16 protein-coding genes are annotated in these 13919 nt (G+C 49.3%); 7 read left to right on the top strand and 9 right to left on the bottom strand.

The window, feature by feature from the left end; translation table 11 throughout:
• Positions 1–143: 143 nt before the first annotated feature.
• From gpmI to AB8S08_RS00880, 3 genes are read left to right on the top strand one after another with little or no spacing between them, the layout of a single operon-like run.
• Positions 144–1685, top strand: coding sequence for a 2,3-bisphosphoglycerate-independent phosphoglycerate mutase (gene gpmI, locus AB8S08_RS00890; protein ID WP_369743085.1), 1542 nt, complete (start codon positions 144–146; stop codon positions 1683–1685).
• Positions 1685–2830 (top strand): murein hydrolase activator EnvC, encoded by a 1146-nt coding sequence (locus AB8S08_RS00885; RefSeq protein WP_153827062.1) that lies wholly within the window; start codon positions 1685–1687, stop codon positions 2828–2830. The genes gpmI and AB8S08_RS00885 overlap by 1 nt, the downstream gene beginning before the upstream one ends.
• Positions 2831–3601, top strand: coding sequence for a divergent polysaccharide deacetylase family protein (locus AB8S08_RS00880; RefSeq protein WP_369743084.1), 771 nt, complete (start codon positions 2831–2833; stop codon positions 3599–3601).
• On the opposite strand, the gene rpoH is transcribed toward AB8S08_RS00880, so the two are convergent.
• From rpoH to ftsY, 4 genes are all read right to left on the bottom strand, one after another.
• A complete protein-coding gene (rpoH, locus tag AB8S08_RS00875) occupies positions 3598–4464 on the bottom strand; it encodes an RNA polymerase sigma factor RpoH (protein ID WP_110076744.1) in 867 nt (288 codons plus the stop codon). The genes AB8S08_RS00880 and rpoH overlap by 4 nt on opposite strands.
• Before the next feature lie 156 nt (positions 4465–4620).
• Entirely contained in the window at positions 4621–5601 is a 981-nt protein-coding gene (gene ftsX, locus AB8S08_RS00870; protein WP_369743083.1) for a permease-like cell division protein FtsX, read from the bottom strand.
• Positions 5602–5604: 3 nt separating this feature from the next.
• On the bottom strand, positions 5605–6276 hold the full coding sequence (ftsE, locus tag AB8S08_RS00865; protein WP_110076742.1) for a cell division ATP-binding protein FtsE: 672 nt from the start codon (positions 6274–6276) through the stop codon (positions 5605–5607).
• A complete protein-coding gene (gene ftsY, locus AB8S08_RS00860) occupies positions 6273–7616 on the bottom strand; it encodes a signal recognition particle-docking protein FtsY (RefSeq protein ID WP_369743082.1) in 1344 nt (447 codons plus the stop codon). The genes ftsE and ftsY overlap by 4 nt, the downstream gene beginning before the upstream one ends.
• An 86-nt stretch (positions 7617–7702) precedes the next feature.
• On the opposite strand from ftsY, the gene rsmD reads away from it, so the two are divergent.
• Positions 7703–8353 (top strand): 16S rRNA (guanine(966)-N(2))-methyltransferase RsmD, encoded by a 651-nt coding sequence (gene rsmD, locus AB8S08_RS00855; protein WP_369743081.1) that lies wholly within the window; start codon positions 7703–7705, stop codon positions 8351–8353.
• A 21-nt stretch (positions 8354–8374) separates the two neighbouring features.
• Positions 8375–8653 (top strand): DUF1145 domain-containing protein, encoded by a 279-nt coding sequence (locus tag AB8S08_RS00850; RefSeq protein WP_153827056.1) that lies wholly within the window; start codon positions 8375–8377, stop codon positions 8651–8653.
• Positions 8654–8658: 5 nt separating this feature from the next.
• Here AB8S08_RS00850 and AB8S08_RS00845 read toward each other — a convergent pair whose 3' ends face one another.
• Entirely contained in the window at positions 8659–9273 is a 615-nt protein-coding gene (locus AB8S08_RS00845; RefSeq protein ID WP_110076738.1) for a YjaG family protein, read from the bottom strand.
• 35 nt (positions 9274–9308) lie between these two features.
• On the opposite strand from AB8S08_RS00845, the gene AB8S08_RS00840 reads away from it, so the two are divergent.
• A complete protein-coding gene (locus AB8S08_RS00840) occupies positions 9309–10250 on the top strand; it encodes a threonine/serine dehydratase (RefSeq protein ID WP_110076737.1) in 942 nt (313 codons plus the stop codon).
• On the opposite strand, the gene AB8S08_RS00835 is transcribed toward AB8S08_RS00840, so the two are convergent.
• From AB8S08_RS00835 to AB8S08_RS00820, 4 genes are all read right to left on the bottom strand, one after another.
• The gene (locus AB8S08_RS00835) at positions 10232–10651 is read right to left on the bottom strand and encodes a VOC family protein (RefSeq protein WP_369743080.1); all 420 of its coding nucleotides are present in this window, start codon (positions 10649–10651) and stop codon (positions 10232–10234) included. The genes AB8S08_RS00840 and AB8S08_RS00835 overlap by 19 nt on opposite strands.
• A 36-nt stretch (positions 10652–10687) precedes the next feature.
• Complete coding sequence (locus AB8S08_RS00830) at positions 10688–10897, bottom strand: hypothetical protein (RefSeq protein WP_110076735.1); 210 nt, start codon at positions 10895–10897, stop codon at positions 10688–10690.
• 89 nt (positions 10898–10986) lie between these two features.
• Complete coding sequence (locus AB8S08_RS00825) at positions 10987–12150, bottom strand: cystathionine gamma-synthase (RefSeq protein ID WP_369743079.1); 1164 nt, start codon at positions 12148–12150, stop codon at positions 10987–10989.
• 2 nt (positions 12151–12152) lie between these two features.
• Positions 12153–13124 carry a PLP-dependent cysteine synthase family protein gene (locus tag AB8S08_RS00820; RefSeq protein WP_110076733.1) on the bottom strand — a complete coding sequence of 324 codons (972 nt, stop codon included), beginning with the start codon at positions 13122–13124 and terminating at the stop codon, positions 12153–12155.
• Positions 13125–13250: 126 nt separating this feature from the next.
• Here AB8S08_RS00820 and AB8S08_RS00815 point away from each other — a divergent pair, with 126 nt between their 5' ends.
• A complete protein-coding gene (locus AB8S08_RS00815; protein WP_369743078.1) occupies positions 13251–13916 on the top strand; it encodes a hypothetical protein in 666 nt (221 codons plus the stop codon).
• Positions 13917–13919 lie beyond the last annotated feature (3 nt).

Genomic DNA, 13919 nt, shown 5'->3' with positions numbered 1-13919 from the left:
CAAGCCACAGAGTATACCTACTGATTTGCCCGTTGCCAGTAAAATTTGGTGTTAATGAATGTCTAGAAAGGGTGCGGAGCAAGCTAAAATCGCATAAAATAGATTCAATTTGATGAATTTACTAAAAAACCACCGAGGATGTTATGGGTAAAGCGCATACACCATTGGCGTTAATTATTTTAGACGGTTGGGGCCATCGCGAGGCAGTTGCCGATAATGCGATAGCGGCAGCACATACTCCGACTATGGATGCCCTGTGGCAACAATGCCCACATACATTGATTGACGGCTCAGGGATGGCAGTAGGCCTACCAGACGGGCAAATGGGTAACTCTGAGGTGGGCCATGTGAACCTTGGTGCAGGACGCGTGGTGTATCAAGACTTTACCCGCATCAGCAAAGCTATCAGCGATGGCGATTTCTTTGCTAATCCTGCTTTAACTGAGGCGGTAGACAAGGCGGTGCGGGCCGACCAAGCGGTTCACATCATGGGGCTGTTATCACCAGGTGGCGTGCATAGTCACGAAGACCATCTGTTAGCCATGGTTGAACTAGCCGCCCAGCGCGGGGCACAAGAAATTTATGTGCATGGTTTTCTAGACGGTCGTGACACCCCACCACGTTCTGCCAAAGCTTCTCTGGAGCGCTTTGATGCCTTGTTTAGTCAGCTTGGCGTGGGGCGATTTGCAAGTCTTTGCGGACGTTACTTTGCCATGGACCGAGATAAGCGCTGGGATCGAGTCGCGCAAGCTTGGGATTTAATCGTCCATGGCAAGGCTTCTTATCAAGCAGATAGTGCCTTAGTAGCACTTGCTGATGCCTACGAACGTGACGAAAATGACGAGTTTGTGCAAGCCACCCGGATTGGCGATAAAGCGCCGATGCAAGAGGGTGATGCAGTGATCTTCATGAACTTCCGCGCCGACCGCGCGCGTCAACTGAGCCACGCCTTTTTAGATGAAGACTTTAATGGATTTGACCGTGGTCAGCGGCCCCAGTTAGGAGCCTTCGTTATGCTCACAGAATATGCAGCAGAGCTGAATGGCCCCGTTGCCTATCCGCCTGAGTCACTGAATAACGTCTTAGGCGAGTGGCTAGCTAAGCATGACTACACCCAGTTGCGTATTTCTGAAACCGAAAAATATGCACATGTCACTTTTTTCTTCAGCGGTGGACGGGAGCAAGAGTTTGCTGGTGAACAGCGAGTGTTGATCCCATCACCCAATGTAGCAACCTACGATCTGCAGCCAGAGATGAATGCCGAGCTGCTCACTGATGAGTTGGTTGCCGCCATTCGCGCCGGCCAACATGACGTGATTATCTGTAACTACCCGAACGGCGACATGGTCGGTCATACGGGCAATTTTGCTGCTGCCGTAAAAGCTTGTGAAGCAGTCGATCGTTGTATCGCACGGGTGGTTGAAGCGCTGCGCGAGGTTGGCGGTGAGTGTCTAATTACTGCAGATCACGGCAATGCTGAGCAAATGCAAGACCATCATACTGGGCAATCACACACCGCCCACACCAGCGAGTTGGTGCCATTTATTTATGTGGGTCGTGATGCCACAGCTCGTGCCGGTGGCACCTTGTCTGATGTAGCTCCTACGATGCTGCATTTATTAGGGCTATCAACTCCGCCAGAAATGACGGGCAAACCCATTGTTACCTTAACTCAAAGCAGCTAATGGTAGCTACTTGGGGTCGCTGGCTGGCGCTGACATTCTGGCTCTTAAGTAGTGCTGCGACCGCAGCGCAGACGGACAGCCAAGCAGAGCAAGCTGCAACTGAAGCCCAGTTGCAGCAAATTGCGACTGAGCTAAAGCGCCGGCAGCAAGCCTTAGACCAACGCTCTGAACAACTCAGCTTAACTGAGCGCGAACTACAACAGTTAGAGCGGCAAATAGCCAGTATTGCGAACGAACTTAACCATACCGCCACCGAGCTAGCGGCGACGGTCGCTCGTATCAAGGATTTACAGCAACAGCAGCAGCAACTAGAACAGCAACAGCAGCAACAGCTGGCGCTTTTGGCTGAACAAATTGATACGGCCTATCGGTTAGGCAAGCACGATTATTTAAAACTATTATTGCAACAACAAGAGCCCAGTAAAATTGAACGGGTGCTGGGCTACTATCGCTACTTTAATGAAGCTCGGATGCAGCAGTTAGAGCAACTGCAAGCTACCTATGCGCAACTAGAACAAGTACGGGCCGACGTTGATGAGCAACAAGCTAAGCAGCAACAGCAATTGGCTGAGCAGCGCCAGCAACAAGGCGTGTTGCAGCAACAACAGCAGCAACAACAACAACTTATCGCACGCTTAAATCGCGAGCAACAAGCGGATCAGCAAGCCATTAGCCAACTCCGCCAGAACCAAGAAGCCCTCGAACAGGTGTTGGCGGCAATCATCGCAGCAATGCGCAACGAGCCGCAATTAAATGGATTAGCGGAGCTCAAGCGACAGTTACAGTGGCCTGCCGAGGGCAAAGTGCAACGAGTGTTTGGTACGGCGCGAAGTGGCGGCTTACAGTGGAAAGGTGTGATCATTGACGCAGCCGATGGCACCCCTGTTACGGCTATCGCTGATGGCCGCGTCTTATTTGCCAATTGGCTGCGTGGCTACGGCCTATTACTGGTACTCGACCATGGCGATGGTTATATGAGCCTGTATGGCCACAACCAAACCATTTTACCCGCCGAGGGTGACATAGTGCGCCGTAATGAAACCATTGCCTTAGTGGGACAAAGCGGTGGCCGTGAGAGCCCAGCCTTGTATTTTGAAATCCGGGTTAAAGGCGATGCCGTTAATCCTACCCAATGGTGTCGTTAAATGCCGCGCCAGTTGCTAGGGGGTGCTTGCCTGTTAATCTTGAGCTTGATCGCAAGCATAGCCTTAGCCCAGCCTCCTCAGCTACTAACCCCGCCATTCAGCGAAGCGCCAAAGCCAGCCAAGATTGCTCTGGTGATTGACGATGTGGGCCACCACCTTCGCCATCAAGAGTTTCTAGATTTAGCTATTCCTATTACTTTAGCCATCTTACCAGGCTCGCCTCACGCCACTAAACTTGCGACCACAGCGCATCAGGCTGGTCATCAGGTGATGCTGCACTTACCGATGCAAGCCCAAGGACAGCAGACCGCCACAGAAGCTGGCATGCTAAGCGCGAGCGACTCGTTCGCACATATTGAACTCTTGCTTGATTATGCATTACAGCAGGTGCCCCATGCACGAGGGGTGAACAATCATCAAGGCAGCTATTTAACCGAACAAAAGCAAAGTATGGCGTGGTTGATGCAAGCCTTAAAGCAGCGTCAGCTGTATTTTTTAGATAGCCGTACTAGCGCAGCTACCGTGGCAGAACAGCAGGCCCTTGCTCATGGCGTACCCACCATAAGACGGCATGTATTTCTTGATAATCAGTTGCAGCAGGTGGCGCTAGAACAAGCTTGGCAGGGACTCCTAGAGCTGGCGCAGAAGCATTCGCAGGCGGTGGTAATTGCACACCCTCATCCAGAAACTTTGGCCTTTCTAAAAGAAAAGATTCCGCTGTTGCCAACGGAATCTTTTCAGTTTGTGTACGTTTCTGAGCTATTAAATTAAGCCATCGCTAACCGCAATTTCTTCATTGCATTCACTTCTAACTGGCGTACTCGCTCGGCTGACACTTGATATTTTTCTGCCAGCTCTTGTAGGGTCGTTTTATTCTCTTCATCTAACCAACGCGCCCTAACAATATCTTGGCTACGCTCATCCAGAGTATTAATTGCCGATAATAAACGCTGCTGAGTATGAGACTCCCACTGCTCTTGCTCAACTTCTTCAGCGAGGTCTGAGCGCTTGTCTTCTAAATATTGAGCCGGTGAGTAATTGCTACCTTCGCGCGCATCATCATCGTCTGAGCTCAACTCAAAGGCTTGGTCATGGGCACTCATTCGAGCTTCCATTTCCAATACTTCAGAAGTACTAACACCTAAAGTTTCAGCTACCGTGTTTACTTCATCTTGAGTAAACCAACCCAAACGCTTCTTCATTTTGCGCAGATTAAAGAACAATTTACGTTGTGCTTTGGTGGTGGCGATTTTGACCAAACGCCAGTTCTTCAGCACGTATTCATGAATTTCGGCTTTAATCCAATGCACCGCGAAAGATACCAAGCGTACCCCCACGGTCGGGTCAAACCGGCGCACAGCTTTCATCAAGCCAATGTTGCCTTCTTGAATTAAATCGGCCTGAGGCAAGCCATAACCTGAGTAGCTGCGGGCCACATGTACGACAAAGCGCAGGTGCGACATGATGAGCTGACGTGCAGCCTCTAAATCGTCCTGTTCTTGTAGGCGCTCCGCCAACTCGCGTTCTTCTTCTGCTGACAGCATAGGAATGCGATTCACTGACGAAATATACGCCTCTAAGCTACCGCTCGATTGCGGTACCGTTAATGCCATACTCGTAATTTCAGTGCTCATGCAACAACATCCTCTTTAAATTTGGGTGCCTGTACTAAGTTCTGCAGGCACCTACTCAGACTCTTTTTAAGCCTGAAAGTTCCCTCATTCTAGCAAAAACGACGCTGCTGACAATGGTTGTGAGATCTTTAACTCAGGTTTAACTTAAGGGCTAAGCTAGGTCATTTCAATGGTTCGTACATGTTTTCTTACAGCAAGGTACGATCCAAGCAGCCCCAACCCAATTGCCACTAACCATAACACCATCATTTCACTAAAGTTTAAGCCTTCAATACGAAATTGGCTTTGATACAGTTCACTGACGTGAGCAACGGTACCGCTGATCCACCAAATGATCAATGCCGTTGCTACCCAAGCAATCACGCCACCCACCAGGCCATACCAAATGCCCGTATACAAAAAAGGCCGCTGAATATAGGCATCGGTAGCACCCACCAATTTCATCACCATGATTTCATCGCGTTTGCTATTGATATTCAAACGGATGGTATTGCCTACGATTAACACCACCGCCACACATAACAACAAAGCTAACGCTGATAAGCCATGGCGTATCACCGCTAAAATAGCCTCCAGCCTCGTCAGCCAATCTAAATCTAAGCGCGCTTCAGCTACTTCACGCTCTTGTTGTAACTGGCTAAGCAATTGCCGTGCTGCAGCCGCACTGCGCTGTGCTGCTACCGGGGTTACAATAAGCACATCCGGCAAAGGGTTCTGTTGCAATGCTGCCAGCGCATCACCAAAGCCCGACTGTTCTTTAAACTCGCTCAAAGCTTGTTGTTTATCAATCCAACGTACGGATTCTATGGCGTTAGACAAGCTTAAACGCTTATGTACAGTATCTACTTCTTGCTGGGTTAAGTCTTTGCGCAAAAACAGCGTGATTTCTGCTGCATTTTGCCAATCAGCACCCAAGCTTTCGGTGTTCTTAACCACCACGTATAGCGTTGCTGGTAGCGTTAAACTTAACCCCAGCACCGCCATCGTCATCATGCTAGCCATCGGATAACGTAACAATTCGCCAAGACTCGCCAAGGCTTGTTGCACATTGTGCACCCAAAACATGACAAAACGTTGAAGCTTTGAAATGTTGACTTGGCTTGCCCCTTGTTGGCGTGATCGGAATAATAAACTCATGGCTTAATTCTCCTGCAAGCCATCGTTGATCATACGGCCATCACGCAAGGTTAGGGTGCGGTAGCGTAACCGCGCAATCAGGCCTAAATCGTGCGTTGCAATTAATACGGAGACCCCCACCCGATTAAATTCTTCAAATAACCGAATAATATCCATAGATAGCTTAGGATCTAAGTTGCCGGTAGGCTCGTCCGCCAACAATAACGGCGGCTTATTGACCACGGCGCGAGCTATCCCAACGCGCTGTTGCTCGCCACCCGATAGCATATAGGGGTAGTGCCGAACTTTGTCCAACAGACCTACTTTCTCTAGTGCTGCATGAACCCGCTTTTTCGCTTCGGCCATACTGTAGCCTTCAATGAGTAAGGGCAGTGCGACATTGTCTAACACGGTTTTATCCATCAGCAGGCGGTGGTCTTGAAAAATCATCCCAATATCACGCCGCACATAAGGTACTTGCCGTGCCGAGATCCGTTTTAAATCGTGGCCATTGATGAGCACACGGCCAGCTGTTGGGCGCTCAAGGATACTTATTAATTTGAGCAAGGTACTCTTACCTGCCCCCGAATGACCCGTTAGAAACGCCATTTCACCTGGCTCCAGATGAAAGCTCACGTTGTTTAATGCCTGAAAGCCACCAGGGTAAGTTTTGCTTACTTGCTCAAATTTAATCATGCGTTATCACTGTGGGTTAACTCGCGCTGAAACAGCGCTGCAACAAACTCGTCCGCGACAAACGGGCGCAAATCGTCAATACCTTCGCCTACCCCAATATAACGAATAGGAATGTTAAATTGGTCGGCGATAGCGAAAATAACCCCACCTTTGGCGGTGCCATCAAGCTTGGTTAAAGTGATGCCAGATACCCCCACAGCTTCAGTGAAAAGCTTGGCTTGGCTGATGGCATTTTGCCCTGTGCCAGCATCTAGCGTCAGCATCACTTCATGCGGTGCGGTTTCGTCTAGCTTGCGCATCACCCGTACCACTTTTTTCAGTTCTTCCATCAAATGTGCTTTATTTTGCAAACGCCCGGCCGTGTCGGCAATCAATACATCAACCCCGCGCGCTTTGGCGGCTTCTACCGCGTCAAAAATCACGCTAGCACTATCAGCGCCAGTATGCTGCGCAATAACAGGGATATCATTGCGCTCACCCCATACTTGCAATTGCTCGACCGCTGCAGCCCTAAAGGTATCGCCAGCAGCTAGCATCACCGATTTGCCTTGGCGTTTAAATTGCTGGGCTAACTTACCAATAGTGGTGGTTTTACCTACTCCGTTCACACCTACCATCAAGATCACAAAAGGGCCATCTTGATTCACTTGTAACGGTTGTTCAACGGGCTTGAGGATCTCGGTTAAATCCTGTTGCAACAGGTCATACAAGGCATTGGCATCTTTCAACTGATGGCGGTTCGCATGCTGCGTTAAACGGTCGACAATACGCTGGGTGGTGGGAACCCCAATATCAGCCGTAAGCAACTGCGTTTCTAATTCCTCAAACAGCTCATCATCTATTTTTTTGTCTTTGAACAAGCCCCACAAGCCATCGCCAATAGCACTTGATGTTTTTTTGAGGCCTTGGGTCAGGCGAGCCCACAAACCTTGTTTGGCCGGTTTAGCTGCCTTCTTAGCGGCTACCTCTGCAGTGACTTGGGCGCACACTTCGGCCGCATCTGGTGCTGCTACCGCCGCCACTGTTGTCGGCTCGGCTGGCTCAACTGACTCAACTGGCTCAACTGGTTCAACTGGTTCAACTGGCTCGGCGCTTTCGGCTGGTTCACTGCTTTCGGTTGGTTCTGTACTTTCAGTTAGTTCGCCAACTACAGCTGCTTCTTCGCGCTCGGCTAGTTCGCCAGCCTCCGCTATCGTGGCTTGGTCACTCACTGAATCACTGTTCGAATCTATGCTTGGATCAGTGGCAGAATCAGTGGTTGCTGGAGTTGAGGTTACCTCGGATGCCTCTTTGGGCTTGTCTTTTTTACGAAAAAACGAAAATAACGATCCTTTGGCCATGCTTGCTTTACCTTTGGAAGTTCTGTGCTGCTCGGTTACAATGCCCAACAGTTTACCATGTCAAACCCTAGAAGGCGTACTTTAGCATGCCAAACCGCTCAAACAAGCAGAAAAAAGCCAGTCATAAAGGCGCTGGCGAACTCCGCCTTATTGGCGGTTTTTTGCGTGGCCGCAAACTAAGCATCGCTGATTTACCGGGGCTACGGCCAACCACCGATAGAATTCGCGAAACCTTATTCAACTGGCTGCAGTTTGAGCTGGCCCAACAACGCGTGCTAGACGCCTTTGCTGGCAGCGGAGCGCTAGGTTTCGAAGCGCTCTCACGGGGGGCTGCGAGCGTGACCCTGTTAGAGCGCAATAAGCAAGCCGCGACCTTATTGCAACAACATGCAAAGGTACTCAACCAAGCCATGCAGGCCAGAGACCTACCAGAGCCTTGTCAGGCCGAGGCAATAGCAACGGATGCTTTAACCTATTTAGCGCAACCGGCGCTACAGCAGTTTGATGTAGTCTTTATCGACCCGCCGTTTCAACAAGGCCTTGCTGATAAATGCATTGCGGCACTTGAGCAGCAGCAATGGCTAGCACCAGACAGTTGGGTGTATGTGGAAACAGAGGCGAATTGGATTGCGCAAGTGCCAGCTCATTGGCATTTGTATCGAGAGAAGCGAGCTGGCCAAGTCGCCTTTCGTTTATATCAAGTAACTAGCACCAACGTGACTCCGATACCAGAGTGACAGTAAATTAGGATACCAATAATGAGTATGGCAGTTTGGGCAGGACGTTTATTATTTGCTTTGGTATGGGCCGCGATGCTAGCCAATTTGGTCTGGCCGTTTCCTGGTAAAGGCTTTGCGCTTTTTCTCATCTTAATGATGGTACTGATTGCGGTGCATTTGTTGCAATTACTGATGTTTGTCACCGTCTACAAAGAGCATATTTTGTGGCGACGAGGTGACTATTGGCAAATAGTCATTTTTGGCATTATTGGTTGGCTTGCCATTGTCCAATCACAACCGCAACGCCAACCAAAATAGAGTCGTTAATCAGCTAAGCTAACCCCAATATTGGAGACGCCTTCGTCTGCTACCATTTGGCGCACCTGTTGCACCAGTGCCTGACTTGGTTGAGGCTGGCTGGCGGCAAGGGTCTCCAAAAAGTTTAACATGGCTTGTTGCACTTCAACTTCGTACACCGCCAACTCATGCTCGCGCAATAGTTTGCGGCGCTGCTCGGCAGACATCTCAGCACCTTCGGTTAGCTCAAGGAATTTCGCTACGCCAGCTTGAGATACTTTTGCGACGCTAACGAAATCAGCACTGTTGTTATCCATCAGTCCTTGCAATAAAGTACTGATTGCGGTGCAAGCATCCATCGCTGGATAAACACCAAGCATATCGTGGCCATGTTCGCTAGGCGTCTCGTCATCGACTTTCTCTTGCCAACGAGCAAAGTTCACTTTAACTTTCTTAGGTTGCCAGACCCATTCCCAACAGGCATTAAGTGCACCTTGCAAGGGTTTTGGATCACCAAAGCCGGTGACCTGATGAAAAAGCTCATAGTTAGGTAGCATGCGCTGGCACAAATAAAGCGCCAGCAGCGTTTGATAAGGCATAGGTAGCGCACGAATGCGCTCAAAAGTATTGAGTACCGCCATAATGTCCTCATATTTATTTAGTCACAGGAGTATACATGCATTTATCACTAAACACCGAATACTCTGAGGTTGTTGCAGCAGCAAAACGACTGGCGGGGCGCACTCGGCGTACCAATGTCATCGTCAATCAGCACCTTAATGACGCTTTAGGTGCTACCTTGATGCTCAAATGTGAACATACTCAACACACGGGGGCGTTTAAATTTCGAGGCGCTTGTAATGCCCTTTTGCAGCTTACCCCAGCGCAACGTCAAGCGGGGGTGTATACGGTTTCGTCAGGTAATCATGGTGCGGCTTTAGCTGCTGCTGGGCAACAGCTGGGTATTGCAGTAACCGTTGGGGTCGCCACCAATGCCTCACCGATAAAACGCGCGAACATGCAGCGCTATGGCGCCGAATTGATCGATATAGAGCCTGGCATGGCTGCCCGTGAAGCTTTTGTCGCAGCTCGCGAACCTAGTGGTGGCATCTTTGTGCCACCCTACGACCATCCTCACATTCTGCAAGGCCAAGGCACGGCGGCGCTAGAATTATTACAAGAGTATCCAGAGTTAGAGGTGTTACTCGCCCCGCTTGGTGGCGGCGGTCTGTTAAGCGGGACTGCGATCGTGGGTAAGCAGCACCAAGTAGCCAATGTGTATGGGATTGAACCTGAATTAGCTGCCGATGGCTATGCCAGTTTTAAAACCGGTGTGTTGCAACCAGCAATGCCACCGTTGAGCATTTGTGATGGCTTGCTCACCCGCGTCGGAGAGCATACCTTTGCCCGTATTAAAGCATGGGTAGATAAGATTTTACTGGTGAATGATGACCAAGTGCTGCAAGCCCAAGCTCTTGTATGGGAGCACACTCAACAATGGATAGAGCCATCGTCAGCAACGGTTATCGCAGCCATAACGCGCTACCCTGAGCTATTTCAGGGCAAGCGCATTGGCGTGATTATTAGTGGTGGTAATTGTCAGCGAGCAAATAACTGACCTAAGTCTTGGAAGGCCTTAAACTCAAGCGCATTGCCACAGTAATCGTAGAAGAACATAGTGGCTTGTTCGCCCGGCTGGCCAGCGAAGCGAATATGTGGCTCTATCACAAACTTGATGCCTGCCGCGGTCACTTGCTCAGCTAATTGCTGCCATTGCGGCATAGTTAGCACCACGCCAAAGTGAGGTACCGGAACCTCATGCCCATCAACCGGATTATGGTGAGCCACGCCGGCACGCTCGGGTGCTAAATGAGTCACTAACTGGTGCCCAAAGAAATCCCAGTCGACCCATTGTGCTGCGCTGCGACCTTCAGCCAAGCCCAATACATCTCCGTAAAAGGCCCGCGCTTGCTCAATAGAGCTTACTGGAATAGCCAAATGAAAAGGTTGTAACTGCATTGACCCTACTGCCTCATGGCTCGTTAATCGTCTTAATTAATGTTTAATCGGCATGGCTGCGGCTGGCTTATGCCAGAGTCGGTAGCCGACTGCCAACATAAGCACCAACCAATTCACTGGCGGTACTAACCCTAAAGTTAGTACCGCTAAGGTATTCCACAACGGCTGGCGATAGTGCTGCCCTACCAATCCATAAAACAACAACGCCGCAAGTAAACCCTGCAATAAAAACAGGCTAATAGGCATAGATGTTCCTTAATGTCTCGTTATTATTGTGGAAATAAGCCTACCTTATCTTCATTGAATTGTAAAAGAAGCTTAAATTTTCTGACATATTAAGCGCTTAGAGCACGATCTAAATCGGCAATAAGGTCTTCAACGTCTTCAATCCCCACTGAAATCCTTACAAAGTTGTCAAGAATGCCCAACTTGGCTCGGTTTTCGGCAGGAATAGATGCATGGGTCATGATCGCCGGATGCTCAATCAAGCTCTCCACACCGCCCAAGCTTTCCGCTAGAGCGAAAATTTCTACAGCTTCTAAAAAGCGGCGTGCTTTATCGAGGTCGCCTTTCAATAAAATAGAAATCATGCCGCCAAAGCCGGTCATTTGTTGCTTAGCGAGCTGGTGTTGCGGGTGACTTGGTAAGCCCGGGTAAATGACTTTTTCTACTTGCGGATGCTGATCTAACCATTGTGCAATCTTGAGCGCAGCAGCATTATGGTGCTGCATACGCAACGCCAGCGTTTTCACCCCACGCAACGCTAAATAACTGTCGAATGGCCCAGCAATAGCACCTACAGCATTTTGTAAAAAGGTCATTTGCTCAGCTATCTCGGCGTTATCGCCAACCACCGCAATACCACCAACCATATCTGAGTGACCGTTCAAATATTTTGTAGCTGAGTGCATCACCACGTCTGCGCCTAGCTCCAACGGACGTTGATTAAAAGGTGTCGCAAAGGTGTTGTCCACCACAACCCAAATATTATGCTGCTTTGCTAGCTTGCACACGGCGGCAATATCAACCAACTTCAACATCGGATTACTTGGCGTTTCAATCCAAATCATCTTGGTACTGCTCGTAATAGCAGCAGCGACTGCAGCTAGATCGGTTAAATCGACGTACGAGAAGTTCAGCCCTGCTGAACGTCCACGAACCTTATCAAATAGACGGAAGGTACCGCCGTACAAGTCGTCCATCGCGATCACATGGTCCCCGCTGTTCAGCAGTTCCATGATGGTTGAGGTTGCGGCCATCCCTGAAGCGAACGCATAGCCATGCTGGCCGCCCTCAAGATTCGCTACCGCGCGCTCCCAAGCAAAACGTGTTGGGTTGTGCGAGCGTGAATACTCAAACCCCTTGTGTACACCAGGGCTCTCTTGAATATACGTAGAGCTGGTAAAAATAGGCGGCATGACCGCGCCAGTCGCCGGTTCAGGTGCTTGTCCGCCATGAATAGCACGAGTTGCAAATTTTAGTGTCTTTTGGTCAGCCATTATTATTTCTCCAGCAGGCCTTTCTCGGCCATCCAATCGTCATTATAGAGTTTTGATAAATAGCGATTACCAGTGTCACAAGCCAAGGTAACCACACGTTTAGGACTGGTTTGCTCACGGCAATAGCGGAGCGCGGCAGCAATCAAAGTACCGCTTGATGAACCTACCATCACGCCTTCTTTCACCAACAGCTCACGGGCCGTATGAAAGGCTTCTTTGTCACTGATAGCATAAGCTTTGTTAGCTAAGTTGATCTGACAAATATCTGGCACGAAATCTTCTCCTATGCCCTCTACTAACCAACTACCTGCAGTTACTTCTTCATTGCGATTAATCAAAGGTTCTAAAATAGATCCCTCTGGGTCAGCGAGAACCAAATCAACCTGTGGGTTTTGTTCGCGTAAATAGCTACCAATACCGGATAGCGTTCCGCCTGAACCTACGCCGCACACAAAGGCATCCAGCTGGCCTTGCATCTGTTGCCAAATTTCAGGTCCGGTCGTGCGATAATGCGCTGCCACGTTGGCTGGGTTAGTAAATTGATTCACATAGAACCAACCATGTTCAGCAGCCAAGCGCTCAGCCATATCTTGGTAGTATTCAGGGTGGCCTTTACCCACGTCTGAACGAGTACGAATCACTTCAGCACCCATGGCTTTTAAGTTATTCACTTTTTCTGCCGACATTTTGTCTGGCATCACAATTTTTAGCGGGTAGCCTTTACTGGCAGCAACCAAGGCTAAGCCTAAACCGGTATTGCCTGCGGTAGCTTCAATAATCGTCATTCCAGGGCGTAATTTGCCCTGTTGCTCAGCGGCTTCAATCATGCTCACCGCAATACGGTCTTTAATCGAGCCGCCTGGGTTAAGCAGCTCTAATTTTAAATACAACTCACAGGGGCCGGTATCAATGTTGCTAACTTTGACCATCGGCGTGTTGCCAATCATTTCTAAAACGTTCTGATAAACATGCATATGAATGAATTCCGCTATTAGGTTCGCTTAAAATATAATGGCATTATCGCACGGTGCAGTGTTCCATAGCAAAAGCCGGTGTGGCAAAGTAATATCACCAGAGCTACATAACAATAAAGGATAATCATGGCTAATCAACCGCAACCTCAGTATCAGCAAATTAGGCATACTTCTTTAACCCAAGCCAGATCAGCTTGGTACCTCAGTGCCGTTGCTGCCAGTGGCTTGCTGTTAAGTGCCTGCGGCCAACCAACAGCCTCAGTCGAAAGCCCTCAACAACAGTTCATGGCGGCTTTTAAACCTTATTGCGGACAAGCCTTCAGCGCCACTATCGTGGCCGATAATCAGCCGAGCCCAGCCTGGGATCATCCGTTAGTGGTGCATATTCGCGATTGTGAAGCTAATACCATTCGGATGCCGTTGCATGTTGGTGACGATCGTTCACGTACATGGGTACTAACCAGACAACAAACTCAACAACAAGAAGTTATTGATTTTCAACATTATCATTTGCATGAAGATGGTAGTGCCGATGCCGTCTCACCATACGGTGGCCAAACTGTACAAGCTGGCAGCGCTAGTAAGCAGGCATTTCCTGTCGATGAGGCCAGTAAAGCTTTATTTGTCGCGAATGGATTGGATGTGTCTACCACCAATACTTGGACGTTTGAGTTTGTTGACGCCAATACCCTAAGCTATCAATTGAGCCGGCCGGGTCGTTTATTTGAAGTTCACATTGATCTCAGTCAACCCATAGCAGTACCACCACCAGCTTGGGGTTATCAGGAGTAGAGC

The organism is Pseudidiomarina sp. PP-1MA (assembly GCF_041200125.1).
Taxonomy (GTDB): domain Bacteria; phylum Pseudomonadota; class Gammaproteobacteria; order Enterobacterales; family Alteromonadaceae; genus Pseudidiomarina; species Pseudidiomarina fusca.
This window is presented reverse-complemented; position numbering and strand designations above follow the sequence as displayed.

Coding starts and splice junctions, on each gene's coding strand:
- gpmI (WP_369743085.1), top strand. CDS start 144: ATGGGTAAAGCGCATACACCATTGGCGTTAATTATTTTAGACGGTTGG.
- AB8S08_RS00885 (WP_153827062.1), top strand. CDS start 1,685: ATGGTAGCTACTTGGGGTCGCTGGCTGGCGCTGACATTCTGGCTCTTA.
- AB8S08_RS00880 (WP_369743084.1), top strand. CDS start 2,831: ATGCCGCGCCAGTTGCTAGGGGGTGCTTGCCTGTTAATCTTGAGCTTG.
- rpoH (WP_110076744.1), bottom strand. CDS start 4,464: ATGAGCACTGAAATTACGAGTATGGCATTAACGGTACCGCAATCGAGC.
- ftsX (WP_369743083.1), bottom strand. CDS start 5,601: ATGAGTTTATTATTCCGATCACGCCAACAAGGGGCAAGCCAAGTCAAC.
- ftsE (WP_110076742.1), bottom strand. CDS start 6,276: ATGATTAAATTTGAGCAAGTAAGCAAAACTTACCCTGGTGGCTTTCAG.
- ftsY (WP_369743082.1), bottom strand. CDS start 7,616: ATGGCCAAAGGATCGTTATTTTCGTTTTTTCGTAAAAAAGACAAGCCC.
- rsmD (WP_369743081.1), top strand. CDS start 7,703: ATGCCAAACCGCTCAAACAAGCAGAAAAAAGCCAGTCATAAAGGCGCT.
- AB8S08_RS00850 (WP_153827056.1), top strand. CDS start 8,375: ATGAGTATGGCAGTTTGGGCAGGACGTTTATTATTTGCTTTGGTATGG.
- AB8S08_RS00845 (WP_110076738.1), bottom strand. CDS start 9,273: ATGGCGGTACTCAATACTTTTGAGCGCATTCGTGCGCTACCTATGCCT.
- AB8S08_RS00840 (WP_110076737.1), top strand. CDS start 9,309: ATGCATTTATCACTAAACACCGAATACTCTGAGGTTGTTGCAGCAGCA.
- AB8S08_RS00835 (WP_369743080.1), bottom strand. CDS start 10,651: ATGCAGTTACAACCTTTTCATTTGGCTATTCCAGTAAGCTCTATTGAG.
- AB8S08_RS00830 (WP_110076735.1), bottom strand. CDS start 10,897: ATGCCTATTAGCCTGTTTTTATTGCAGGGTTTACTTGCGGCGTTGTTG.
- AB8S08_RS00825 (WP_369743079.1), bottom strand. CDS start 12,150: ATGGCTGACCAAAAGACACTAAAATTTGCAACTCGTGCTATTCATGGC.
- AB8S08_RS00820 (WP_110076733.1), bottom strand. CDS start 13,124: ATGCATGTTTATCAGAACGTTTTAGAAATGATTGGCAACACGCCGATG.
- AB8S08_RS00815 (WP_369743078.1), top strand. CDS start 13,251: ATGGCTAATCAACCGCAACCTCAGTATCAGCAAATTAGGCATACTTCT.